Annotated in this window: 15 protein-coding genes and 5 pseudogenes; 4 read left to right on the top strand and 16 right to left on the bottom strand. The window is 34.7% G+C overall.

The features are described from left to right. The 7 genes and pseudogenes from JFU54_RS01655 to JFU54_RS01630 all read right to left on the bottom strand — a co-directional run bounded on the left by JFU54_RS01655 (position 1) and on the right by JFU54_RS01630 (position 7,052). Positions 1-915 carry a hypothetical protein gene (locus tag JFU54_RS01655; protein WP_201063553.1) on the bottom strand — a complete coding sequence of 305 codons (915 nt, stop codon included), beginning with the start codon at positions 913-915 and terminating at the stop codon, positions 1-3. Continuing rightward, positions 916-1,266 (bottom strand): PrgI family protein, encoded by a 351-nt coding sequence (locus tag JFU54_RS01650; RefSeq protein ID WP_201063551.1) that lies wholly within the window; start codon positions 1,264-1,266, stop codon positions 916-918. Positions 1,267-1,332: 66 nt separating this feature from the next. Further along, positions 1,333-1,752 carry a hypothetical protein gene (locus tag JFU54_RS01645; protein ID WP_201063550.1) on the bottom strand — a complete coding sequence of 140 codons (420 nt, stop codon included), beginning with the start codon at positions 1,750-1,752 and terminating at the stop codon, positions 1,333-1,335. Positions 1,753-1,913: 161 nt separating this feature from the next. Then, a pseudogene (locus tag JFU54_RS29375) lies at positions 1,914-2,103 on the bottom strand (hypothetical protein). A gap of 163 nt (positions 2,104-2,266) precedes the next feature. Further along, entirely contained in the window at positions 2,267-2,608 is a 342-nt protein-coding gene (locus JFU54_RS01640; protein WP_201063549.1) for a sodium:proton antiporter, read from the bottom strand. A 267-nt stretch (positions 2,609-2,875) separates the two neighbouring features. Beyond that, positions 2,876-3,940 (bottom strand): annotated as a pseudogene (locus JFU54_RS01635) (glycoside hydrolase domain-containing protein); the annotation flags it as partial. A gap of 148 nt (positions 3,941-4,088) precedes the next feature. Beyond that, positions 4,089-7,052 carry a Tn3 family transposase gene (locus tag JFU54_RS01630; protein WP_201063548.1) on the bottom strand — a complete coding sequence of 988 codons (2,964 nt, stop codon included), beginning with the start codon at positions 7,050-7,052 and terminating at the stop codon, positions 4,089-4,091. Positions 7,053-7,207: 155 nt separating this feature from the next. Between JFU54_RS01630 and JFU54_RS01625 the strand changes: the two genes are divergently transcribed. Further along, positions 7,208-7,768: a recombinase family protein gene (locus JFU54_RS01625; RefSeq protein ID WP_201063547.1), complete on the top strand. Its 561-nt coding sequence runs from the start codon at positions 7,208-7,210 to the stop codon at positions 7,766-7,768. A 60-nt stretch (positions 7,769-7,828) separates the two neighbouring features. Next, positions 7,829-8,365, top strand: a pseudogene (locus tag JFU54_RS01620) (recombinase family protein); the annotation flags it as partial. 168 nt (positions 8,366-8,533) lie between these two features. On the opposite strand, the pseudogene JFU54_RS29370 reads toward JFU54_RS01620, so the two are convergent. Continuing rightward, positions 8,534-8,826, bottom strand: a pseudogene (locus JFU54_RS29370) (replication initiation protein); the annotation flags it as partial. 10 nt (positions 8,827-8,836) lie between these two features. Here JFU54_RS29370 and JFU54_RS29615 point away from each other — a divergent pair. Continuing rightward, positions 8,837-8,959, top strand: a pseudogene (locus tag JFU54_RS29615) (IS6 family transposase); the annotation flags it as partial. 76 nt (positions 8,960-9,035) lie between these two features. Here the strand turns inward: JFU54_RS29615 and JFU54_RS01615 are convergent. The 6 genes from JFU54_RS01615 to JFU54_RS01590 all read right to left on the bottom strand — a co-directional run bounded on the left by JFU54_RS01615 (position 9,036) and on the right by JFU54_RS01590 (position 21,666). Then, positions 9,036-9,962, bottom strand: coding sequence for a hypothetical protein (locus tag JFU54_RS01615; RefSeq protein ID WP_201063546.1), 927 nt, complete (start codon positions 9,960-9,962; stop codon positions 9,036-9,038). Between the two features lie 36 nt (positions 9,963-9,998). Continuing rightward, positions 9,999-16,724, bottom strand: a complete 6,726-nt coding sequence (locus tag JFU54_RS01610) for a DNRLRE domain-containing protein (RefSeq protein ID WP_201063545.1) — start codon at positions 16,722-16,724, stop codon at positions 9,999-10,001. Positions 16,725-17,738: 1,014 nt separating this feature from the next. Continuing rightward, positions 17,739-18,650, bottom strand: coding sequence for an Rpn family recombination-promoting nuclease/putative transposase (locus JFU54_RS01605; protein WP_201063543.1), 912 nt, complete (start codon positions 18,648-18,650; stop codon positions 17,739-17,741). Positions 18,651-18,780: 130 nt separating this feature from the next. After that, a complete protein-coding gene (locus JFU54_RS01600; RefSeq protein ID WP_201063541.1) occupies positions 18,781-20,094 on the bottom strand; it encodes a DUF3854 domain-containing protein in 1,314 nt (437 codons plus the stop codon). A gap of 257 nt (positions 20,095-20,351) precedes the next feature. Further along, positions 20,352-20,903, bottom strand: a complete 552-nt coding sequence (locus JFU54_RS01595) for a hypothetical protein (RefSeq protein WP_201063539.1) — start codon at positions 20,901-20,903, stop codon at positions 20,352-20,354. 40 nt (positions 20,904-20,943) lie between these two features. Next, the gene (locus JFU54_RS01590) at positions 20,944-21,666 is read right to left on the bottom strand and encodes a hypothetical protein (protein WP_201063537.1); all 723 of its coding nucleotides are present in this window, start codon (positions 21,664-21,666) and stop codon (positions 20,944-20,946) included. Between the two features lie 610 nt (positions 21,667-22,276). On the opposite strand from JFU54_RS01590, the gene JFU54_RS01585 reads away from it, so the two are divergent. Then, complete coding sequence (locus JFU54_RS01585) at positions 22,277-22,732, top strand: hypothetical protein (RefSeq protein WP_201063535.1); 456 nt, start codon at positions 22,277-22,279, stop codon at positions 22,730-22,732. Positions 22,733-22,795: 63 nt separating this feature from the next. On the opposite strand, the gene JFU54_RS01580 is transcribed toward JFU54_RS01585, so the two are convergent. Together JFU54_RS01580 and JFU54_RS01575 are read right to left on the bottom strand one after the other, a co-directional pair. Then, a complete protein-coding gene (locus JFU54_RS01580; RefSeq protein ID WP_201063534.1) occupies positions 22,796-23,419 on the bottom strand; it encodes a hypothetical protein in 624 nt (207 codons plus the stop codon). Continuing rightward, positions 23,416-23,961, bottom strand: a complete 546-nt coding sequence (locus JFU54_RS01575; protein WP_201063531.1) for a hypothetical protein — start codon at positions 23,959-23,961, stop codon at positions 23,416-23,418. Before JFU54_RS01575 ends, JFU54_RS01580 begins: the two co-directional genes overlap by 4 nt. Positions 23,962-23,990: the final 29 nt, after the last annotated feature.

Here is a 23,990-nt window from a genome sequence, read left to right as displayed (position 1 = left end):
TTACGCCACCCCATTATTTGATTTTTCAGCTTTTTCTTCTGCTAGAACTTTCTTTATTAACTCTAGTTTTCTCTCATTTGTTTCACCTGTTGAATATAGAGAGAAGTTTTCATTTTCAATTAAATCTTGGAAACGCGCTTTCACAGCTTTACGGCGATTAAACGCTACGTATAAGAGTTCTATCAATTTATCTTTCGTTAACATTTCTACATTAATTTTTGCTTTTGATAATAAATTTCGCGAAGCATTATAACGACGATATAATTCGTTAAACGCTTTATCTACAATCTTTTCGTCCAATTCTTCCTCTGTATCAGCTGTAATCGTACTAATATCCACCTTGTATGGGTAAATTAAATAACGTTTTTGCTCATATCGGGGCTGCGAACGTTGCCAGTACTCTAAGTTATCGATAACTTCTTGACCATATAGTATTGTCTCTGGTGTAAGGTCCTTCGCACCTTTCATCGTTTCTGTCATTTTTCGTACAGGATCTGTTAAATCTACAAATTTACTTTGTATATATACTTTTGTATTAAACTCTAATGTTGTTAACCATGATTCAATTTTGATATCAATTGCTTCTTGTTCCATGTTGGAAAGTAAGTAATAGTTTACTGGATGTGCTTCCGCGATTAGGACAAATGTGTCATCATGATATCGAATCATATGATTGTCAATTTCCTTAATGTCTTCTACAAAAGCGCTAAAGAAATCAACATTATCCTCATCAACTTCTGATTTAGGAGGCATATTCTTTTTATTTTTCTTTCCGCCGTTTTCAGCAATGTGTTTCTCTATCCCACCTTGGTTTTTCCCCTTTTTTTTAGACCCAAACAGCGGTTTCCCGTTCATTTTCCGATAAAAGAAAAATCCTACAATGGCTATCGCCGCAAAATATATCATTTCTAACATCTATAACGTCTCCTTTACCCATGTAGTTGGCTCGTACCCTTTTCTCCACTTGCCTTTTTCAGAACGGCTACGCATTTTGATAAGTAAAAACTTATCTAGATACATGTGTTGTTTCTCTTTATAAATAAAAGCAAAAGCTATTACACCTACTACCGTTGGTATTGCTAAAATTAAGCAAATAAAAAATGCTACTACCGAATTAAAAGGTGCAAATAGCCGCCATAAGAATGGTACATATAAATAAAGGGATGCTCCGCCACCTAATAGATAAATCAATTGGCGTTTGCTCAGCACACCTAATAGTGTTTTTTGTTCCGAAGTCATATCAACAGGAACGGTTACTTTTCTCATTCTGCTTCCTCCCTTGTATAAGAGAAGCTCTCCCCAAATAGAGGAGAGCTTTTACAAACTCTTATGTTAGATTTTTGTAACCCAAGCAGCGATGTCGTATGCTTTGATCATGACAAAGCCTCCAATTGCCGCACAAGCTAAACCAACCATGGCTTGTGTACGGTTTTCAGGGTTCTTCCCTTGTGCACCAGAAAGTTTAATACTTGCGAATACAACACAAGCAACTACCCAAATACCACCAAAACCAATTAGTGTTGTTACAAGGGTATTCATGCTTTTTTGTACAGTTTCAGCACTCGTACCACTGGTGTGCCCAGTAAGACCCTTCTCAAAACTACTTTTTGCCAGTAGAAAATCTCCTACCGATGTTGTCATAAGCTTTGCAGACAACCAATTCAACATAATTCCTGCACCTCCGGGTGTTTTTGCTCGCAAAACGCAAAAAGACCCCAATACACGCACACGTCCCCTAAGGACATGGCGCATATTGAGGTCTTCTCTTATATGCGAACTGATTAATTTTTTTATTTTATTGTTAAATCCTATTACGTTTATATTATAGCAATGCGATTTTTAAAACACAAGACTTTCTTTACATATTTAACAAAAATAAAAGAAAGATAGACATTTCTTCTGCCATCTTGCTTTTATTTTTGCTTATTGTCTTTGTTTGGATCGTATAAGATCATTTGAATTTGGAAAATGTCACTGTCCGTAATACCTAAAACATTCTTTTCTTCTTTAAATGAACGCCATGTTTCTATTTTTATGGATTTTGTAGTTTTGTCTCTAAGTGTATACACATTTTACATAATAAGCTTCTTTTTTCTTTTGCATAATACGTTACCTCTATAGTCTTTATAATGTAATAATACAACACTTAAATATGTAAAAATTACACAATTAAGTGTTGTATTTTAAAGGGAATACTATAATTAGTATATATATCTTCTTTATCATTGTAATTAAATTGAATATAGCTCAATATATTATTGTATACTTAATTTAAGAGATTTATTATGAATTGAAGGTAAAAAACCAATACAATTATGATTTTAGTGAATGGAGGTAATTTTTTGAAAAGAGAAAATTTGAAGATATTTACTAAAATTTCATTCTTAATAGCATTAGCTACAATTTCAATTATACCAATATCCTTATGCATTTCAGCACTAACTTCCAATGCGAATGTAGAATCAATATTAAAAGTCTTTATATCAGTTACATTTTTTGCTTCATTATTTGCAGTTCCTTTAAGCTTCATTTCAATGTTCAGCAAAGAAAAATTAGTCATAAGAATTTTCGCTTTATTTGTAAACTCATTGCCAATTGGGCTTTTCACTTATGCTTTCATTCTAGAATTTATAGACGAATTCTTCCAAACTGCACCTTAAAAGAATAAAAAAAGAGTATTAACTATTACATATTAGGAGAATGAAATAGAAAAGCTTTACCTGGAATATCAAAAGTTATTGGCTTATCTATTAGATTCAAGATGTATTAACAGCATGGATATTAAATTACTCTAAATCCTATTATGCTATATAAATAAAATATGGTATGAAACGACAATTTCATACCATATTAAAAAACTTATATATACTAATAACTACATTCCTAATCTACTAAGCACGTTATATTTTTCAAAGCCTTTATAAATCTCGGAATTTCTTAATCCGTATTCATAAGCCTCATCTCCCGTTCCGTTATAACGTGACAATGTTTCTTGTATTTCTTTATCAGTATATTCAAGCGTATTAACACCAAATCCAAGGAGATGAATAGCACCCCATTTTAAGACCCAAGCCGCAGTGTCGATATTATAATCTGGACTTGTATGTAATGCTTCCCAAATAACCCTTAAATGAGTAGGATTACTAGGATCAAGAATTTCTTCTTCTAAATATCCATTGTATACGGCCCACCCTCTTGCTTTAATTGCCGTGGCTGCGAATATTTGACAAGGACCTGTACTAGAGTCCTTTTCAATTCCTTGTTTTACGAGCAAATCTTTTGCTGTATCTAAAGAATTTTCAACAGATGACTCCCACGCCAAGACAGTTTGAATTAAAGATTTTCTCATTTGAAGTTTTCTTGCCATTCGAGTAATCAAAGCATCATACTCAATAACTCTTTCTACTGAATCTTTTGCATTTCGAACATAAAAATTTGCGCCAATGACATCTCCAAACTTTTCCAAAATCCATTTTTGAAACCAGTTTTTCCCTGAATCAACCACAGGAGTAACTTCATTTCGGATAGAATCAATAAAATTGTTTCTCAATGGATAATCTAATCCATTAATGTGTTCAACAGGTTCAACAGAAGATTGACCTAGGTCACGCCCAGAACTGATATTATTATCAATTTTTATTAATCCCTCTCCTGCTCCAATGGATATGGTTGAAATTTGATCAAATGACCAGTTTTTGGGCAGAGGGTATCCCAAATTCCCACTGTATCTAGGTGACATTCCACTTACAAAGCTATATTTAGCGCATCCAGTTTCATGAGCACGTATTCCTGCAGCTCTAGGGCCATAAATTCCGACTGTGTATTTTCCACCCATAGCAGCAAATACAGATTTGATTGCCGCAAAGTGGGGAATAATATTGTCTGTGATTTCATACCCGTAAACATCAAAATCTACTGCAAAATAGATAGTTGTTCCTGCTTTAAATCCGTTTTTGTCATCGGAAGAAGAAGTAGCTTATATTAATAGTACATTAACAAGGAATCTTACTTATTGGGGTACCGTCAGGAAAATGCGGATTTACAACGCTAAGCCCATTTTCAAGCCGATTCCCCCATTTTTAACAACGCTAAGAAAGTTTCAATGGTCTTAAAGAATCTAACGAGATCATTTTTTCTGAATTAAAATGGTATTCTCCAAGTAAATTAATATGTTCCCAACCTAGAGGCGACATATAGTGCAATAATTCTTCATTAAAGCTATCTGACTGTTTTTGATATTCAACTGCTTTTGTTAGATGTAAGGTATTCCAAATACTGATGGCATTGATAATTATGTTTAAAGCACTGGCTCTTTGCAATTGATGCTGTATGGTTCGTTCCCTAAGTTCTCCTTGTTTTCCAAAAAAAATAGCTCTTGCCAGTCCATTCATGGCTTCTCCTTTATTCAATCCTCTTTGTATTTTTCTTCTTAGAGATTCATCCGAAATGTAATTAAGAATAAAGATCGTTTTTTCTATTCGCCCCATTTCACGTAAGGCTGTAGCTAAGCTGTTTTGTCTTGAATAAGAACCTAATTTCCCCATAATAAGGGATGCTGAGACTGTTCCTTCTCTAATTGAATGGGCTAATCGCAAAACATCCTCATAATTTTCTTCAATGACCTTTGTATTTATTTGTCCACGTAAAATAGCTTCTAGTTTTGGATACTCACTTGCTCTATTTATTGTAAATAATTTTGAGTCCGATAGATCCCTTATCCTTGGAGCAAATTTAAATCCTAATAAATGGGTTAATCCGAAAATTTGGTCTGTGTAACCAGCTGTGTCTGTATAATGTTCCTCGATGTTTAGATCCGTCTCATGGTGTAATAAACCATCCAAAACATGAATTGCATCCCTTGAATTAGTATGAATAATCTTTGTGTAGTAAGAAGAGAATTGATCACTTGTAAATCTATAGATGGTGGCTCCTTTTCCAGTTCCGTAATGTGGGTTTGCATCTGCATGAAGTGATGAAACACCTAGCTGCATTCTCATTCCGTCTGACGAAGAAGTTGTACCGTCTCCCCAATAGGAAGACAATTGTAATTTGTGATGAAAATTTACTAATACGGCTTGGGCTTTATTCATTGCATCTTCATACATGCGCCATTGGGATACATTGGCTAGTTGCTTATATGTAAGTCCTGGTGTGGCATCAGCCATCTTACTCAACCCAATATTCATTCCCATTCCTAAAAGGGCAGCCATGATAATGATCGTTTCTTCTTTATCTGGTTTTCGATTATTGGAAGCATGAGTGAATTGCTCATGAAATCTTGTTATATATGCAACATCCATAAGTAAATCGGTTAATTTTATTCTTGGTAACATTTGATAAAGACTTGCACTAAATTTTTTTGCTTCTTCTGGAGTATCCTTTTCTAAGCGTGAAATTGACAGTTTTCCTTTTTCAAGAGAAACCCCATCTAATTTATTGAAATTGGCAGACAACCACTTTAATCTTTCGTTAAGGCTACTGGTTCTCTCTGTCAAATAGTCTTCGGATGATAAACTAACTGATAACCTCGTATTCTCTTTCGTTTGATTCCATGTATTTTCCGAAAATAAATATTCCTCAAAATCTCTATATTGTCTACTGCCCACAATGGATACATCACCAGCACGAACATGTTCCCTTAGTTCTGTTAAAACAGCCATTTCATAATAATGACGATTAATTGTACCGTCATCCCCATATAAGTGTTTTTTCCAACGCTTCGAGATAAAGTCCACAGGTGATTCATCAGGCACTTTTCGCTTCCCAGATTCATTCATTCTTCGGATAATCTCCACAGCTTGTAAAAGTGGTTCATTTGCCTTTGTAGAATCAAATTCCAATACCCTTAAGAGCGTTGGCGTATATTTTCGAAGTGTATAAAATCGTTTTTGTAGTAAGTCCAAATAATCATAGTCGGTGGGACGTGCAAGCTCCTGAGCTTCTACCACCGAAGAGACGAAAGAATTCCATTCAATAACGGATTCTAAAACCTCAAAAGCGTCTAATTTTTCCTCCTTTGCTTTGATTAAAGCTTGTCCGATGTTCGTAAAGTGTATAACTTTCTCATTTAGCTTTTTACCGTTTTGTTTCTGAATCTCCTCTTGAGCCTTGCGGCCTTTTGATAACAGACTGAGTATTTGTCTATCATGAATTTCAAAAGCTTTATCCGTTAACTCCTGAATAAGATGTAATAAATAGACGGTTAATATCGAATAACGTTTATTTTCTTGAAAGTCACGGAATGCATAAGGCTCATATCTTGAACCTAAGCGAGATAGCTGTAACAAGCGATTGCGATGCAAATGATTAATTTGTACCGTTTCTAATTCCATTCCCCGTATATATTCAAGTCGTTCTATTAATTTTAGAAATGTTTCGGGTGAAGGATGACCCGGTGGTTCCTTTAACCACCCCAATATAGTTTTATTGGATTCGGATGGATGCTGCGAAGTAATGATCTCTTCAAGCTTTTCTTTTTGCGTATTTGACAGAGATTGACTAACCATATTAAATAGCTTCTTTTCAGCCATTTCTCTTGCCTCCCATACCATTCTTTCAAGTGTAGTGATAGCAGGCAGTATGATCTTGTTTTCTCTTAGAAAATCTATGCATTCATGTAGTAGATGAATGGCATCACCATTTTCCAAAGCTAATTGATAAAGGTGTTTAAATGTCATTCGATATTCTTTTAGAGTAAAAGTTACTAAGTCGTATTCATTTCGAATTTCTTTCAAATGATCCCAAAGTGTATTTTCTCTTTGAGGATAAAGACTAAGCGAAGATGGAGTAGAACCGATTTGTTTCGATATATAATGTATGACTGAATCTGGAATGCTTTTGATATGAGTGTATGGCCAACCGGGATACCGAAGAATGGCTAATTGAACGGCGAACCCTAAACGGTTTTCTTCTCTCCGTCGCTTATTTATAATTTCTAAATCTCGTTTGGAAAAAGTGTAGTAGGTTCCTAGCACCCACTCATCTTCAGAAATTTGCATAAAGGCTTGTCGCTGTTCCGGTGTAAGCAATTCTCTACCTCTCGCCATTTTCATACAGTATCATCTCATTTCTGTGATTATTCAGTTAATTAGTTTCATTATATATCATTAGAGTGTACCCTATTGATAAGAAATCCTTTCCTTGATATTATTAGTCTCAGAGACTCTCAATAACACTTATCAAAAATATATTTGAAATGAGGAGAAAAATGGTCTATGGATACGCTCGTGTAAGTGCACAAGATCAAAATCTAGATACACAGATTGAACAGCTCATGAAATATGGAGTAGATGAAATTATTAAAGAAAAAATAAGTGGAGTAACAAAACAAAAGCCAGAGTTAGACACTATACTGTCAAAACTAATTACTGGGGATACTTTGGTCGTAACTAGAATGGATCGTTTAGGTCGAAATACCATTCAGCTATTACAGTTAGTAGAACAACTTCGGGAAAAGGATGTTCACTTTGCAATTTTAAATTTAGGAATTGATACAAGAACTCCAACGGGCAAGTTCTTCTTAACTGTCATGGCTGCCTTTAGTGAATTAGATCGTGAAATGATTAAAGAAAAACAACATGCGGGAATAAAGCTAGCAAAACAAAAAGGAGTATATAGAGGAAGAGTGAAGAAATACACAGATAAACATCCTGGCATGAACCATGCAATTGAATTACGAAAACATACCAATAAAACAATAAAGGAAATATGTCAGATTACAGGAGTGAGTCAGGCCGCTCTATATCGTAGATTAAAAGAACTTGAATAAAGTTTTTTATATTTGTAATTAAATCCCAGAGTGGCCCCTCATCCCTCGAATCGTTTCCGTACCCCTAAAGCAAGTGGACGACATTTTAATCGTCCTCAGTATCAATTATTACGAAAAATTTTAAGTACAGGTGATATTGTTTACATAGATGCTTTAGATCGTATGGGACGTAACTATGATGAAGTAATTTCGGAGTGGAAATACATCACCAGGGAATTACAAGCTGATATTGTTGTTTTAGAAAACGAAACTCTATTTGATAGTCGTAAATTTCGTGAGATGGGTGATATGGGAAGATTAATGGAAGACCAATTCTTATCTTTGCTATCCTATGTTGCAGATCAAGAACGTAAAAAAATTCATCAAAGACAAATGGAAGGTATTGCTGTAGCTAAATCTCAAGGAAAGCACTTAGGACGTCCTCCACTTAACCTTTCAACATTAAGCACAAAGCAACTATTTTTAATAGAAGAAACTTATCCAAAGTGGAAAAATAGAGAAATAACAGGAGTTAAGTTTATGAAAAGGTTAGAGTTAAAGAAAAATACATTTTACAAAGTAATAAAAGAATATGAAAATAAATTAAGCCAGCTATGAGCTGGTTCTTCTTTTGATAGTTCAGTCCTAGAATAGCTTCTCAGTAACTATTCACATATCTTTTAAAAATAAAAACTAATACCTTAACGTACAGGATATCAATAAGTTTGTGTCCAAAATGTTTCTACACGTACAATTTTACTTAAATGATATGGTGAATCAATTATGTCATCTTCTTTTTTTTCTATTCTTTTTTATGTATTCATAAATACTATCCATGATAAATTCTTCCTTTTCGTTCCAGAATCTTTCCGCTTCTTCTAATGTACAGATTTTTGTTAATTCATGAATAACCGTATCTTTAACTAAGAATGTAGCTACAGCACCTGTAGATTTTGAGTATCTTGTTTTAATATTTCCGTATCAGATAGTTCTCTAAGTCGCGAAGTGAGCATATATTCTACATAACCGATTGGTGAATCTATATCTACACGGAAGCGTATATCATCTATAATTTCTAAATCCATATAATTTCACAATCTTCGTCATGCTTTACGTACGATAAAAGGTATCGAAACTACTTATACCATATATAAACAAAGGCGAAGTCTTCAAAGAGACTCCGCCTTTTCAACGTACAATGAACTTCAATAATTACTAGCTACTCTCTAAACAGTATTCCTCATTTACCAACCTGTTTTTTCTTTTTTCACCTTTGCAACAGAACCCCTTAACCTCTCAAAGAAAATGTTAAATCCCATTGTTGTTTTCTATAATTTATTGGACGTATCTTTTCGAATGTTTGATTTTGAATGTGAAAAGCTATCTTCTGTGTATTTGCTTTTGAATCGAATAAAAAATCTCTTAAATCGATATACTCTTCATTTGCAAATACAGCTCCTTCCATAATAGAAATGGTCTTTGTTCCTTGGTCTACATCTATGTTTAAAATGCATTGATATAGAATCTCATCATCATTTAACACTAAGTACGCTTTTATAAAGACATCCATATTTTCTAATTCAAATAGACTTTTAACACGAGACGGTCGGACCCAAGTCTCGTCTTGATACTCTATACTCTCATGCCCGTAATCCCATTCCCAGATTGGCGCGACAGAAAAGTCCTCAAGACTTAACTCTTCTATCGGTTTCCCACTAGATGAATCCATTGTTGACCCCAACTCTTTAACTACTTGAGGAATAAGATTGCTAAAGTACATATTTCTCTCATCTATTGTAGATTCTTTAATAAGGGGATATAAATAAAATGTACTCATAGTTTTTAAACCATTACTCGCTCTTAATTCTAATTCCATTTCTATAGAAAAAGTCCTTATTGATAAATAATCAATTTGAATATTTCCATTTAGAATCTCAAAAGATTGCCCCTCAATATTTAGCTTCGATTCTTGAAAACTAAATTCTTTATAATAGTAACTATAATCCTTATGAATAAAATCTGGATATTTATTTAAATATATATCCAAAAAAACATCTTCTACAAGCAATTTATATGTTGGACAAATAATTTCTAACTGTAACTTTCTACTTTTAGCTTCTAGTACAACAAAATTATTATATATTGTACATAATACTTTCGGTATTAAAATTTTTTGTTCATCTAACATAAGCATTGATGTTTGTCTTCTTATCATGTATAACCTCCTAATTCATATCACACATTGAACTACTTACTTAAAGTATCCATGTTTATTTGAATAGTGAACCCCTTGTACAAAAGCTTTCTTATACTGTGGGTACTTTGTATCATAGAATTTATAAGTCTTTTTTAAAATTTTCCTATACGCTTTTGGATTATTATTTTTTAAATTTTTATAGTACTTTGTACTATGTTTCCTACTCGACTGTGCAAAGCTCCTCATTTCTTTATGCAATTGTTTATGGACATTAGTTGGAACCTTAACTAATGGTTGTTTAGAATGTCCACCTATATATTTAGGAAAAGCATGATGCCCGTGACTTTTGACTTGTTTAGCTACTTGACGCACAGCTTTAGCGCCATATTTAAACCTACCACCGCCAATAGCCCCCATAGCGGCTGCTTTAGCAATTCCCCTTGCGCTTTTACCTGATCTGTAAGCACCATATCCATCATAAACTGCAAAACCAGCATTAACCACTAACCAAAAAGCATGCCCATCTGGATCTATAGACATCACAGGATTATTCCCTGCATATGTATATGCATTTTGTGTAATCGGGTCATCATCATCACCTGGATCAGGGTCTACTGATAAGAATACACCATGTTCTGGGTTATAGTAACGAGCGATTAGATAATACATACCAATTTCTTTATCATACATGTACCCTGCATATCCGAATGGATTGTCCGCTGCGATTCCTTTTGCATCACTCTTTAATACGTTCCCCCATGCATCATATTCGTAATTTGCGACTACTTGTCCATCTTTGTCTGTCATCGCTACGACGTCACCGCGTGGGCTGTAATGATAGAATAACGTTTGTCCTTGTGATTTCATCGCTAGACGAACACCGTCTATTGAGTATACATATTGACGAAGGACATTTCCATCTCCATCTGTTTCATATAATGGGTTGATGCTGTCACCGTCATAGAAGTAACGCGTAACTACGCCGTTGACATTCTTTTCAATACGACGATTATCATCATCGTATTTGTATGTTGCGAACGGATTGCTCTCATCTTTTTTCGTTACGGCAACAAGTTGGTCTACTTCATTCCATGTGTATGTGTATTTCCCGTCGGATGTACGGTTTCCATTTGCGTCATACGTAAGAGATTCGTTTCCGAATGTTACAAGCTGGTTTCCTTCGTTAAATGTTGCGGTAACAGATTTTGTTTCTTTCCCGCTCTCTGTTACTTTCAAACTTGTGCGGTTTCCAAATCCATCATACGTATAGTCTTTAACCGTTCCATTTGGTAACGATTCTTTCAGTAACTGATTAATTGGATCGTATACATAATTTGTTTCGGTTACTTTTCCGCCTGTACCTTCATGTGTAATTTTCGTACGGTTACCCGTTTTATCATACTGATATCTTTCAGATAATAAAATTTGGTTCGATGTTCCAATGACTAAATCTGTTAGTTTCCCTATTTGATCGTAGTTAAATGTTGAACCTGTTCCATTGGCTGCGGCATATGTACGCACATGACCATTTTCATCATAATCAAATCGATATGCGGACCCACCATCTGTCACTTTAACGTTTTGGTCCGCAGTGTTGTAATCATATGAAACTTTATTGCTGTAGCCACCATGCGTAATCGTTTTTTCTTTTAGTTTTTCTGATTTACTATTTGCTTTATCGTGATACGCCCAGTCTATTTTTCCGCCTCGGCTATCTGTCATACTTGTAATGCGATCTGCATTATCGTATGTTTTTCCTCGTTCCATGCCATTGACATGGTCTTTCACTTTTGTTTCTTGCCCATTTGCGTCACGTTCGAACGTAAAGGCATCTTTTCCATTTCGCTTTTCACTTACCGTACGATCAGCGGTATCATAGCCCCATTCAATCGTTGCGCCACTTGGCATTTTGGTCTTTGTTTTGTTTGCATTTTCATCATATTCATGCTCAATACGACGATTTAACGCATCAATGAATACTGTATTTTTATTATCTATGTCATATTCATATTTGTGTGTTTGTGTTTTCCCACCAAACATCACAGATTTTTCCGTTGTATTTCCATTATGATCGTAGCTATACCCAACCGAAGTTCCATTTTTCAGTGTCACTTTTTTCAGCTGATTATCCTTGCTGTAATCGTATGATTTGGTATTTCCTTTTTCATCTGTTTCACTGGTCTTATTTCCAGAAGTATCATATGTGAAAGTATTTTTATTGCCCTCTTCATCATACGTTGCGGTTACATTACTATCATTATCATACTCATTTTTAACAAGGACATTACCTTCTAATAATCGTACATCATCAAACCATACTTTTCCTTTATTATTATTTCTAAATAAAAGATACACTTGAATATGCTTAATTGGTTTTTTCGCTGGAATGAGTACTGCGCTACGGTTCCAATCATTTGTCCCACTTGGGAATTTTGCTTGATAATTTTCACCACTACCATCTTGATAATAAACATCAGCCCAAACAGAATAATCTCTGGAAAGTTTATCAGGGGCATCATTTTCTACATTTTCAGATTTAGACATCCCCGTTAGTGTTAAAGGTTCTGCTGTTTTCTGATTTAAAGTTACTCTTGTACTATAACCAACATTTGAGCCACCATATTGACTACGTTCTAATAGAATAGAAGAGTGGCCAGTAAATCCTTCATGTGCTGTGTCTTTCTTATCACAACTCGTGCCATCTCCTCTAATCCATCCTGGAATACAACCATTTTCCATCATATTCTCTAGACTACTGTTCGTAATAGGATTAAAACTAGAAGATGTTTCTCCTTTTTCAATCTGCAATTTATCAAACCAAGCTGTACCACTTGTAGAAGCTCCGCCGTTTTCTACTTGTAAGTAAATTCTTGCTTTTCTCGTTTGATCTGTTGTTTTAAAAGTAACTTGGCGATTTGTCCAATCCTTTTCACCTTGTAATTTATTATAGCGATTATCGTTCCAACCGCCACCATCAACAGCTGAACCATCTTCTTTCAATAACTGAACGTTAAAGAAGGCTCCAATCCCTGGTGATAATGCGGTCTTCAGCATACCACTCAATGTATACGTTGTATTTGGTTCTAACGTAACATCTTGGATTGCTGCGATATAACCCCAATCGTTGGTACTTGCTTTGGTTGTAATCTTTAGCGAAGATGCTCCGCCCAGACCGCCAGGTGCTGGAACAGTATCTTTTGATAAAGTACCTTGGTTATTATGAGCTACTTGTGTCCACTTTTCAATTGTATCCAGTTCAAAACTTGGATTTTGTAGGAGATTCTCTCCTGTTCCAATGTCTTTACTTGTTTCCGTTGGATTACCATACTGATCGTGCTGTGTGACAGACGCGGTATGAGACGATTGATCCGTGACAGAAACCTCTGTATTTGCTGCCTTATAGGCAACTGTTGTTTTACGATCCTCGTTATCTGTTGCACTTACAACACCATTGTTTTGATTATACTCAAACTTCTCGGTTCCCATTGCATCCGTCGCAGATGTTACGTTTCCATTGTTATCATACGTAAAGGACTCTGTTTGATTTTTAGGTGTTGTTGTTTTTACTAAATTATTTGCGCTGTATTCATACGTTGTTGTTAAGTTCAGACGCCCAGCATCTACAATCGTTTTCACTGGATTACCAGCATCATTATAACTGTAAATTGCCTTACGGCCTTTGGCATCCACCACAGACACTTCTTTCGCATCTGTATTGTATGATAATGTTGATGCTTTCCCTAATGGATCTGTTACTTTTACTAATTTATCATTCTCGTACGTGTAAATGGTTTGATATGGTTTTTCATCTGTATGCTTCGGATCATATACATGAGTTAGTAAGTCATTCTCATATCCATATCGATAAGCTTTTCCTTCTGGTGTTGTAGAAGAAACAAGTAAATCTCCTTTGTAAGTAAACGTAATGACTTTATTATCTGGTCCCGTTACTTTGGAAACTTTTTTATTTGCTCCTTCATATTGTAATATCAATTCTTTTCCAGATGCATTCTTTACTTTAGATAATCGGAATTCACCATCATATTCATATGTCGTCGTATTTCCATATTTATCTTTCACATATTCCATACGACCTGAATTTTCTTTTTTGGTATAAAACGTAACAGTTTGATCCTTGTCTTTGACTTCATACCCTTCCGATGTTTCCTTCATATCTAAGTACACACCTGTAGGTGCTTGGTACGTTCCATCTCCCGTTCGGGTAAATGTGATTTGGGCACCATCTGCAGAAGTCAGAAGTAAGTTTCCTTCTGCATCTTTCCAAATGCGTTCTTCTAAACTACTATGCCAACCTTTACCGAATAAACCAATATGTTTACTCTGACTATTATATGTTCTTTCAATGGATACATCTGGCCCACGCCCTGATAAGGACATATCTTTTTCATCCATCAGGAAGTTACCATTTGTCGCATTGACTTTCCCGTTTAACACATCAATGGATGCCCAGTAGTCTAACATACCTAAGAATCCAAAGTCTTGAGAAAATCTAGGCATAAATTCTTGTGAAATGTCACTTTCAGCGTGACCCACTTTACTATACGCTGTTACACGGAACCAATAGTTTGTAGATCCACCATAAATTCCACCGGAATTTCGATAAACAGGCGATGGGTCTAACGCCAGTTCCACACCTTTTTTATCATGATGGAGGAGGTATTGACCTTTTGTAATTTCATCTTTTGTTGGCCAAATATTTTGCCCTTGCGTCGTCCATGTTGTCGCATTTCCTACGTCAAATGCTTCATAATCTTTTCCGTTATACACCCATACTTTATAACCAGCAGCCTCAGGAACACTGTCCCATTTTAATGAAACATATCCTGTTTGTTTATCGGTTGCATTAATATAAGCCGAACCTGTCGGTTTCTTGACTTGTTCTAACGAAATATAGGAAATAGCTTCATCAGAAAGCGGACTGTCTCCAAATGGGTACTCCGCCACGATACGAATCCAATAGCCTCGTGCTCCACTATAATCTCCATACGGACTACCTGCTAAATGTGCATTTTTGTATAAAGGACCTGGATTTACTGCTAATTCAGTTCCTTTCCCATCCTCATGGAACTCAAAATGACCTTGTGCAATTTCGTCCGGTGTTGGGTATAACTTTTTATCCTTTGTACTCCAATTTGTTACATTACCAACTGGAATGTATTCATAATCATATCCATTAAAGATTGCTACTTTATAACCTGTTGCTCCTGGGACTGCATCCCACTGTAGGTTAAAGTGACCTGAACTACTACCACTTCCATTAGAATACGCCTGTACTCTCGGTTTATTTGGTTTTGCATACGAATAGTTTACTTCTAAATAAGGTGCATTGGATCCATTTTCCGCCGCAATAAACTTCTTCCAATGGTTTTGTCCATTTCCATTTGTATGCAACTTAAATCCATTGTTTGGTCTTGCGCCTTCTACCCATGCTTTCACTGTATTTGTTACATTAAACTTAGCCCATTGTCCTCGTCCTACATCTGCATGGGCAATATTATTAGAACCAGGCTTGTTGTTCCAATTTACTCCTCCAACACTCCAGCCACCTGTAACTTCATCTAGCCATACACCATTGGGCTGATTTCCATAGTAATGCCATACTGCATAAGCATGGAATGTTGCACTTTGGATTTGTGCCCCTTTTAAATCAGAGATTTGTGGTTTAATAAAAGCATAGTTGGTCCCAGATGCTCCATCATAATACCCTACTTTTAATGTATAAGCATTCTGACCACCATCCCAGAGATTTCCACCTGAATAATTTACATTTGGATACGCACTGGAAGCATAAGCGTTTTCAAAATCCTCTATATTAATAGAAGGATCGATGTATACCGGATACTTACGTTCTGGTGCTTGTAACCATTTCGGATCTGCCGTAACCGTTAATGTATATGTTTTCTCATCTGTCTTTTGGATGTCATAACGAACATCCTGTGAAGTGACCGCTTCTCCAGATTGTTGATTCACTTGGGAATCAGTCATATATGGTTTTGGTAAAGTAAAGATATTTTCTTGTTTTTCATTCAGAAAATCAATGGAACCATCTTCTTTTACATTGGGTGTTAAATCAGTTTGTAATGCAAATGTAAAGATATGATGCCCTGTATATTCATGTAGTACAAAATCTTCTTTTACATTCTCATTAAACGTTGTACTCTTTAAATCAATATGAGGGAATATCCCTTTATACCATACTGTGTTATCTTCATGTGTGGCAGTTACTGGTGATGGTTTTACCTCACCTTTTTCACCGCTTGCCCCAATTAACTCATATTGAATGGTATGTTCATCTGTTTTAAACTGAACATACTTTCCATCTGTTACTGTCTTTTTAAACTCTGGTTTTAATTTTGTGTTTTCCGTCACAATTTTCTTATCTGGTGCTTCTACTAAGGTAGAGGAAACCTCTTCTAACTTTCCATTCTTTTCTGTATGTATCGCTTCTGTATACACCTTTTTTGTAAAGGTACCATCTTGATTATCGAAGATTTTCTCTGTTTCTGTTCTTTCTTCTACAACCTCAGTGGGCTTTACTTGTGATTGTAACTTCTTCTTTACCTGATCCGGGTGCGGCGCAGGTAATTCTTTCTCCTCTTTCTTCTCCACTTGTGGACTTTGTTCTGAATTTGGAGACGGCGTAAACGGTGGTGCCGTTTCTGCCAATCCATTCATCGGTATAGATGTAATCATTAATGCAACTACCATTAGCTGTATTAAATACCTATACCAGCGTTTCTTACCTTGCTTCTTTTCCATACATTCACCTCGTCATGATTTTATAAATCTTACAAAATTGAATGTAAAAAAAGAAGAAACAAAGTAAATCATTATTTCTAATTTGGGAGAAATAGTGACGATAGATTTGGATATTTTTCGACAACTTCTATTAGAATATTTACATTATATAAAGATTACATGTATAATAAATATATGCAATCGTATATTACATAAGGTGTATTATTTATATTATGAGATAAAAATATATCCATAAATTGGATTTTAAAATACAATTCAAAACTTGGTACACATACTATCTCTAAGTTGCTTTCTTAGTAGTAACTGTAGGTTGAAACCTTTTCAATAAATAGTAAGTAAAAAAAGCAGTTAACTTTTGTTAACTGCTTTTTTTTATAAGGAATATACTTTTAAGCTCCCTATCTAAAGGAACAGGGAATCGACTTAAATGTGTCTAAATTGTGTCTAAACGTACAATTTTCTTTTTTTGATATGGTGACCCCATGCCCATCAACTTAAGAAATTAATTGTTCCCCAAAACGAAAAAAGGACGTCTAGTCTCAAAGACTAAACGCCAAAGTAAATAGATAAGATAAAGTCCATAGAGGGGAGTGAATCCCCTCGCCCTTTTATGATTATATCATAGAATCAGGTTATAAAGAAAAATAAATAATTCTTAAGTTGGTTAAGTGGTGGGGGAAATGTAGAGTAAGAGAATAAAGATTAGAAATAAAAATTAGGATTCTAGCAAAAAATAACATGGAAAGACTTGTTTGTTACAAAATCGATTAAGTCCCAATAGAGTAAACCCTATTGATACAAGGATTTCTACCTTAACGTTGTAAATCCGCAAAATCCTGATGCTACCCCTTATTCAGGAAATTCTATTGTAGGGTGGAGTAAAAAACAGAATCCGGAGATAAATTAATGCTTCCATTAATAATAGCTAAAATACAATAGTTGTTTATTAACAAAAAGCATAAAAAAACAGGTAATTGTTTGTAATCACAATTACCTGTTTTATATCATTTATATTTACTCTTTATTTTTTAGAATTTCATTAACCTCTTCCACACTTAATTCAGTGGCTTCCGCTACTTTCTCAATAGGTACACCGACATTAATTAAATTGTGAATCATCTCTATCTTAGTTGCTATTCTAGCTTCTTTTGCTGCTTTTTCCGCGGCTTTTTCTTCTGCCGTCTCTATTTCTGATATTCTATCTTTGATTGCCTTCTCTCTCGCCTCATATAAGCGTAAAAAGTCCTTATCACTACTTAAACGCTCCCAATCCTCTATTGCCTTTTTCAAAACTGGATCTTTTTCCATCGCGATTCCCTCCAGGATTGTAGTTAATTTCTCATCTTCATATGCAGGAAATAATAATAGCCAACGTGCTAATATATCCTCCCATGGATCCATTCGTTCTTCTTGCCATTCTCGAATTACTTTTGGAATCTCTAGAAAGTGCAATTGCATATTCTCAGAAATTATGTGCTCTGATTTTTTGTTCATGACTACACCGACATTATGAAAGTCTTCTTCTTCTGGAAACAGAATGAAGTCCACTATATTAATACAAATAGTTGGTCTTAATTCTGTATACTTCATCCCCTGAGTCATTTGGGAATAATACATGCCAGCCCAGTAGAACAAAGATCGCTCGATCATGTCTTTTTTGTCGCGAACCTGTATCTCTATATTTAATTTTATACCACTATTAAGGGTAGCTCGCAAATCTAAAATAGATAATTTATCATCCTTTTGCTCCCTTGGAAGATGCGGATCATCTAAATGCAAAGAAATAATTTCCTCATCTAAAGAGGATTGTAATACTGCATTAAGAAAACCAATAAGTATAACCTCGTTTCCCTCTACTCCAAACAAGCGCTTGAAAGCAAAATCAACTCGTAAATTTACTAGATTTTTTTTCATAGATGTATTCATATTCTCTTCTACCTTTCTTTTAGTTAATTTAAACTCTCTATAGTAATTGGGTATAAGAAAAAGATAGAATTACAAACTCTATCTTTTTCAACCTACCTATTTATGAAAATATCAACCTAATTTTTGACTTTTATAGTCTCTGAAATACAGGTTTAAATCCCGCTTGCATCGTATCATCCAGACCCTTACCTTGCGTTGGATTCCAGGCAGCTATGATAACGTTATAGCCCTCTTGCTTTAACTTTGTCGCAAAGTCTATAAGAGCTTTTCTTACTTTTTTATTCTCTACTAAATCGGCATCAAACGCTAGATAGACATTTTCTACTCCCATATCCTTTAATACAGGTATAGCAATTCGCCAAGCATTTACACCAGGAATCGCAAGAACCGTTGTCCCTACTTCAGAAAGTTCCGCTTTATTAAATCTCTCTGGCAGCAAATCAGCAATCAGATCTGCTTTCATAGGTCCCTCTGTGATCATTACTGATTTTGTTTGATGTAAGGTACCAGAAATCCAATGTTTCAAATGAGAACTCGGTACCGCTACATGCACAGGAAGTGGATTTTCACTACCTCCTGCACCAGTTCCTTGATTTTTGTTTGCTGATGAAAGCCAGAGGTATTTTTGCCCTTTATGAATCTTTACAACAATTCTTTCTTCTTGAAATGGAATCTCTACCTTTTTGCTCATTTCTAGTTCGCCTTCAAAGATACAATCACCATTCTTAGTTATCTTTACAACATTAGGCTGTTCAATTAATTCCGCTTGAACTCCAGTAGGTGCAGATTTCACATGAACTGAGTTTTTCACTTCATCCACACGAACCTGCCATCCAACAATTTGATTATACTGGTTTCGAAAAGGAATCAATATACCAGGGGAGCCTGCCATTAAACGAAGCGAAAGTGTACCTTTTTTCATTTCATAAAAGCCTGGCACGCCCTGCCAACAATCTTTCTTCCCAATCTGTTTGAATAACTGCTCCCAAACGGTTGTATACGTATTATCCTCTTCTAACACAATTTGTTGTTTTAAGAAGGAACGATATTGACGTACTTGTATTTGTTCCTCGTTCATTTTTCTATCTCTTAATAAATGTGCATGATGATTATCTTGCAATGGTATAAAATCAATTAACTTACGATTAAACACATCTAATTCCTCATTACTTTTCTTATCATGAATCTGAACTTCATCCGCCTCAGGCAATTGATACTTATCTTTTCCATTTATGTAGTGAATGTAGCTTGGATTGCTCGTATTTTTCCCATAGACCCATTTGCTTTCTACACGGGTACATGCTACTTTCTCTTGCGAGGCATGCAGCATGCAATTGCCTGTATCATGACAAATTGGACAAGGGACACGATAAAACTCCCACCAGCTACCTCTTGGATAAGCACTTGTTAAACGAAACTGTCCTTTTTGTATGTTATAGTTCATTTTGTCCCACTCCTTGTATACTGTTTATTATATATGGAACTGCCACTTCCATTAAACTCTTTATACTTCTATTTAGATGTTCTCTTTGTTCTCCTAACGGATATATAAAAGAATGCGTGTCACAAACAATTCAAATAAATTCATACTCTAATCCTCCTTATCAAAATAAAAAGACAGAAATTCATAGTAATTTTTCACTACGGATTTCTGTCATTCCCTCTGTCTGCATACTTCCATATGGTTTTGTAAATTACTCATTAAGATACACTCACGCCTGTTAAAGAGAATATACCCTCTTTTGTTGGATTAAGTGATTGTAACCAGCTATCTACCTTTAGAAAGTTTACTTTTTTTAATTGCTCGCCTTTCTCCGCACGCTTAACCACTTCTAAACATCCATGATGATGTACAAGCATTGTAAGGTCATCTTTCTTAAAAATACAATCTACATCTGAAGACTTTACATGATGGCTACGCAGAATCGGTTTCCATTGTTTGAGCGAATATCCCTCTACATCTAAAAATCCACGGATGGCAGTAAAGCGAAAACTCGTCCCTCTAAAGCAGCTTTCCAATAAAAAAAGGAAATCTCGTATACATCCATTAAAATAGACATGATACAAATAGATTTCCCCTGCTTGTTTTCCCTCTTGTTGCGACAAATTTGATGGTTTAATAGAAAACTGATAACAATCTCGTTCCCAAAATGCTCCTTCTTTTGTAACTCTCATCCGTAATGCACGCAAACTTGGAATAAAATCCTTTGGATGTGCAGAACAAAATATGGATACTTCAAAACTCATTTTCATTTAATATTCCCCCTGGTTATACATTTTTTATATTCCTACTTCACAAAATTGATTTCTTCACATTAGGAATGGATAACTCAAAAATATGAAGAAAAAGTAATACTCGATAAAGCCCTGGAAAATGTTTTTCTCCATAATAGATGTAGAGTTCCTTTGTTTCCCTTCTGTAAGCAAATCGAACACCTATGTGTATAGGAAGTTTTGATATGTCCTCCATTTCAATGTTTTGAATGATCTCAATAACTGTATGAGAGGACTCCTTTAATGCTTTCTTTAATGGCTCAAGAGTAATATTAAATAATTTACTACAATCCTTAGCAAGCTCTTTATTATATTTAATAATTCTGGCCAATTCCTCTACAGTAGGATCAAATAAAGGATTTTTAACCTCTACATACTCAGACATTACTTTTTCTGATTTACAATCCATTTCGTTAATAATATAAAGACCCCAGTCTTTAAAAATATCTTCTAACGTACATGGATAGCCATACACCTCTAAACAGTAATTCCTTTGAAATGCAAAATAACAATCTTCTTCACAATCATGGTGTACCATTGGTAAGAAAATCGTATTGTAATACTCATCATAGTCGATGTGTAAGGCTGTCATTTTATCTGCAATATAATCTTTTGTATCACGGTAAATGCTAGAATCACGCTTTCGAATTGGTTGAGTAACTTCATTCCTCTGAAAGATTTTTATAATTTCCTCTAATGATAGTAATGGTTTATCTAGTGTAATTGCATGTTCGTATTTCACTATAATGATCCCCTTCCAAAGTAAAAAAACACAAATCTTGTGCTTTTTTCTCACAATGTTTTTTATTTGTATACCTAAATCTAAAGACCTTTTTACAAGTGATTCCTGACTTGAAAACAACACAAAAAGGGCTTCTTCAAGTCGATTAATAATGTGCATAGCAAAATAAGCTATATATACACTAATCGGCTCAAAGAAGCCCTTTCACAATTGAAACAAGACGCAACTTGCTTCTACAACTCAACCACAACGCATAAGGTGTGGGAATAAACGGAATCAATTAAACAATAAATATAGTTTTATAATAATAAATTCATACCAGAATTTCAACAATTTTATGTCCCTTGAAATATTCTGATTATTGCTTTTTATTTTTATTACAAATAATGTATAAAAAAAGTATCCTATGCGAGATATTGAGTCGTATCTCATTCGTCATTTCAAAAAAGGCCCAATATAGAAATAGGGCCTTTTTTCTTTTTATTGATTTTCTCTTCAGATTTTCTTCCCCTTTCCTATCTATAAATTTCCAATATATACTATTAATTATATTAAATTCATGCTATACTTACAAAAAACAAAACATACGTTCTTAAAAGGAGGGCTTTTCATGTTCAAAAAGTTTAAAAAAGATACAAAAGATAATGAAGTAACTATTATGACGGCTGAAGGGACATTTGATATTTTCTTATTCCCTACTAGCCACGAAAACCAATATCATCTAGTTACAGAAAACTTCCACAATATGGGGTACAATCATTTTTTATTATTCGTTGACAGCGAAAGTCATACATTACACATTTATGATGAGATTTCTAACGTTACAAGCGGAACAAGTGCAATTAATAGGATTGGCGAATATCTAATCGCAAAAATGTATGAATTATTAAATTTAAAAGACTATAGAAATGCAAAAGTGCTAATTTACTTCCCTGAGGCACATAAAGATTTCGGTTTAGTATCTTACGGTTATCATACAGAAATAGACGATTTCGATTTCGGACTTGATATTAGTGATGTAACAAAATATCAAGCATTTATAGAACGCGCTAAGAATCATGCATAGTTCACGAAACTGTTAGAATAAATAGCAAGAAAAAAAGACAAAAGCATTATAACTTTTGTCTTTTTATTTTAAGGTTATCCACTCATAACTAGACCAATCTTTCGGCTGTTTGTCATACTTGATACGACCAGTGGTACAAAAAGAGACAATCATCCATTGAATAAGGTTCATCTTTGCATAGGGGTCAATACAATCTTCTAACTTTTTCAGCTGATAGCCTGTACTGTTTTTCTGCCAAATCACATACAAGCGGAAATGTGTAGTAGTAACTAGCCTAGCTTTTGTTGTAACTTGCCATTTTGCAATTTTCGTTAAATCCTCTTTGACTTTTCTCTCATACTCTTGTTTTATGACTTTATAACTCTTATCTTTATTAATTAATCCATTAGAGAATTCAAAAGGCATTTGATGCACCTCATACACCGTTCCTTCGTCATCTCCTAAAATATTTGATTCTACTAGAAATATATTTTTTAGTTTTAACTGTTCCGTTAATTCTTTTCCGCTCCGATAAAACGGCTTTTTTATCTTCTGAAGCAGGACAACCTGTACAATTAATTCTATAAGTAACGGATACGCTATTATAAAGACCATATTAATAAACATATTTGTAATAAGTACTCCTACTAGTGCGAATATCGTGAAATAAATATACGTTTCTCTTTGATGAATGATTCTACTATTCAAGCCAAGATACCTCCGTTTTGATATATAGTGAAAGCAACATAAACAAGTGCTCCTAATAAAATAGAACAAGCCCCTGGGAAGCTCTGAATGAGCTGTATTTCTTTCTTTGGTAGTTTCGCACCAAATATAGAGGCAGCATGCTCTAATTGGTCTTTAATAGCTCCCACAAACCCTAAAATCTTAATTAACCGATACACACTAGCAATCCAAAAGAATAGTAAATGGAAAGCTGTTAATGTAATAGCGGTAAGCATAGAAGATTCTTCTACTACATTGCTAACATATAAAGCTACCACCACAAGCATTTTCGTATCACCGGGTGAAGAAAATTTAAACGTCTCTAATAATAAACCACATGCTAAGGCCATGACTAGTACAATCACAATCTCTTTCCCTGTTCTTACTCCATCAAAATACGTGATTGCTATACCTACAATTAAGAATAGTAGATGCCACATATTTTTCGTTTTTCTATACTTCAAATCAGTAAATACATTCAGGATCATATACCCTATCAATATTCCTATTACATACATGCCCATGTTTTCTCTCTCCTTATTTCATTCATGTT

Origin of the sequence: Bacillus sp. TH19 (assembly GCF_016651075.1) — a bacterium.
Classification (GTDB): Bacteria; Bacillota; Bacilli; order Bacillales; family Bacillaceae_G; genus Bacillus_A; species Bacillus_A mycoides.
Note: the sequence above shows the minus strand (reverse complement) of the source record. Positions and strands in the feature narration are given on the sequence as shown.

Coding starts and splice junctions, on each gene's coding strand:
- JFU54_RS01645 (WP_201063550.1), bottom strand. CDS start 1,752: ATGCGCCATGTCCTTAGGGGACGTGTGCGTGTATTGGGGTCTTTTTGC.
- JFU54_RS01655 (WP_201063553.1), bottom strand. CDS start 915: ATGTTAGAAATGATATATTTTGCGGCGATAGCCATTGTAGGATTTTTC.
- JFU54_RS01610 (WP_201063545.1), bottom strand. CDS start 16,724: ATGGAAAAGAAGCAAGGTAAGAAACGCTGGTATAGGTATTTAATACAG.
- JFU54_RS01625 (WP_201063547.1), top strand. CDS start 7,208: ATGGTCTATGGATACGCTCGTGTAAGTGCACAAGATCAAAATCTAGAT.
- JFU54_RS01595 (WP_201063539.1), bottom strand. CDS start 20,903: ATGAAAATGAGTTTTGAAGTATCCATATTTTGTTCTGCACATCCAAAG.
- JFU54_RS01575 (WP_201063531.1), bottom strand. CDS start 23,961: ATGGGCATGTATGTAATAGGAATATTGATAGGGTATATGATCCTGAAT.
- JFU54_RS01585 (WP_201063535.1), top strand. CDS start 22,277: ATGTTCAAAAAGTTTAAAAAAGATACAAAAGATAATGAAGTAACTATT.
- JFU54_RS01600 (WP_201063541.1), bottom strand. CDS start 20,094: ATGAACTATAACATACAAAAAGGACAGTTTCGTTTAACAAGTGCTTAT.
- JFU54_RS01605 (WP_201063543.1), bottom strand. CDS start 18,650: ATGAATACATCTATGAAAAAAAATCTAGTAAATTTACGAGTTGATTTT.
- JFU54_RS01630 (WP_201063548.1), bottom strand. CDS start 7,052: ATGAAAATGGCGAGAGGTAGAGAATTGCTTACACCGGAACAGCGACAA.
- JFU54_RS01615 (WP_201063546.1), bottom strand. CDS start 9,962: ATGATAAGAAGACAAACATCAATGCTTATGTTAGATGAACAAAAAATT.
- JFU54_RS01650 (WP_201063551.1), bottom strand. CDS start 1,266: ATGAGAAAAGTAACCGTTCCTGTTGATATGACTTCGGAACAAAAAACA.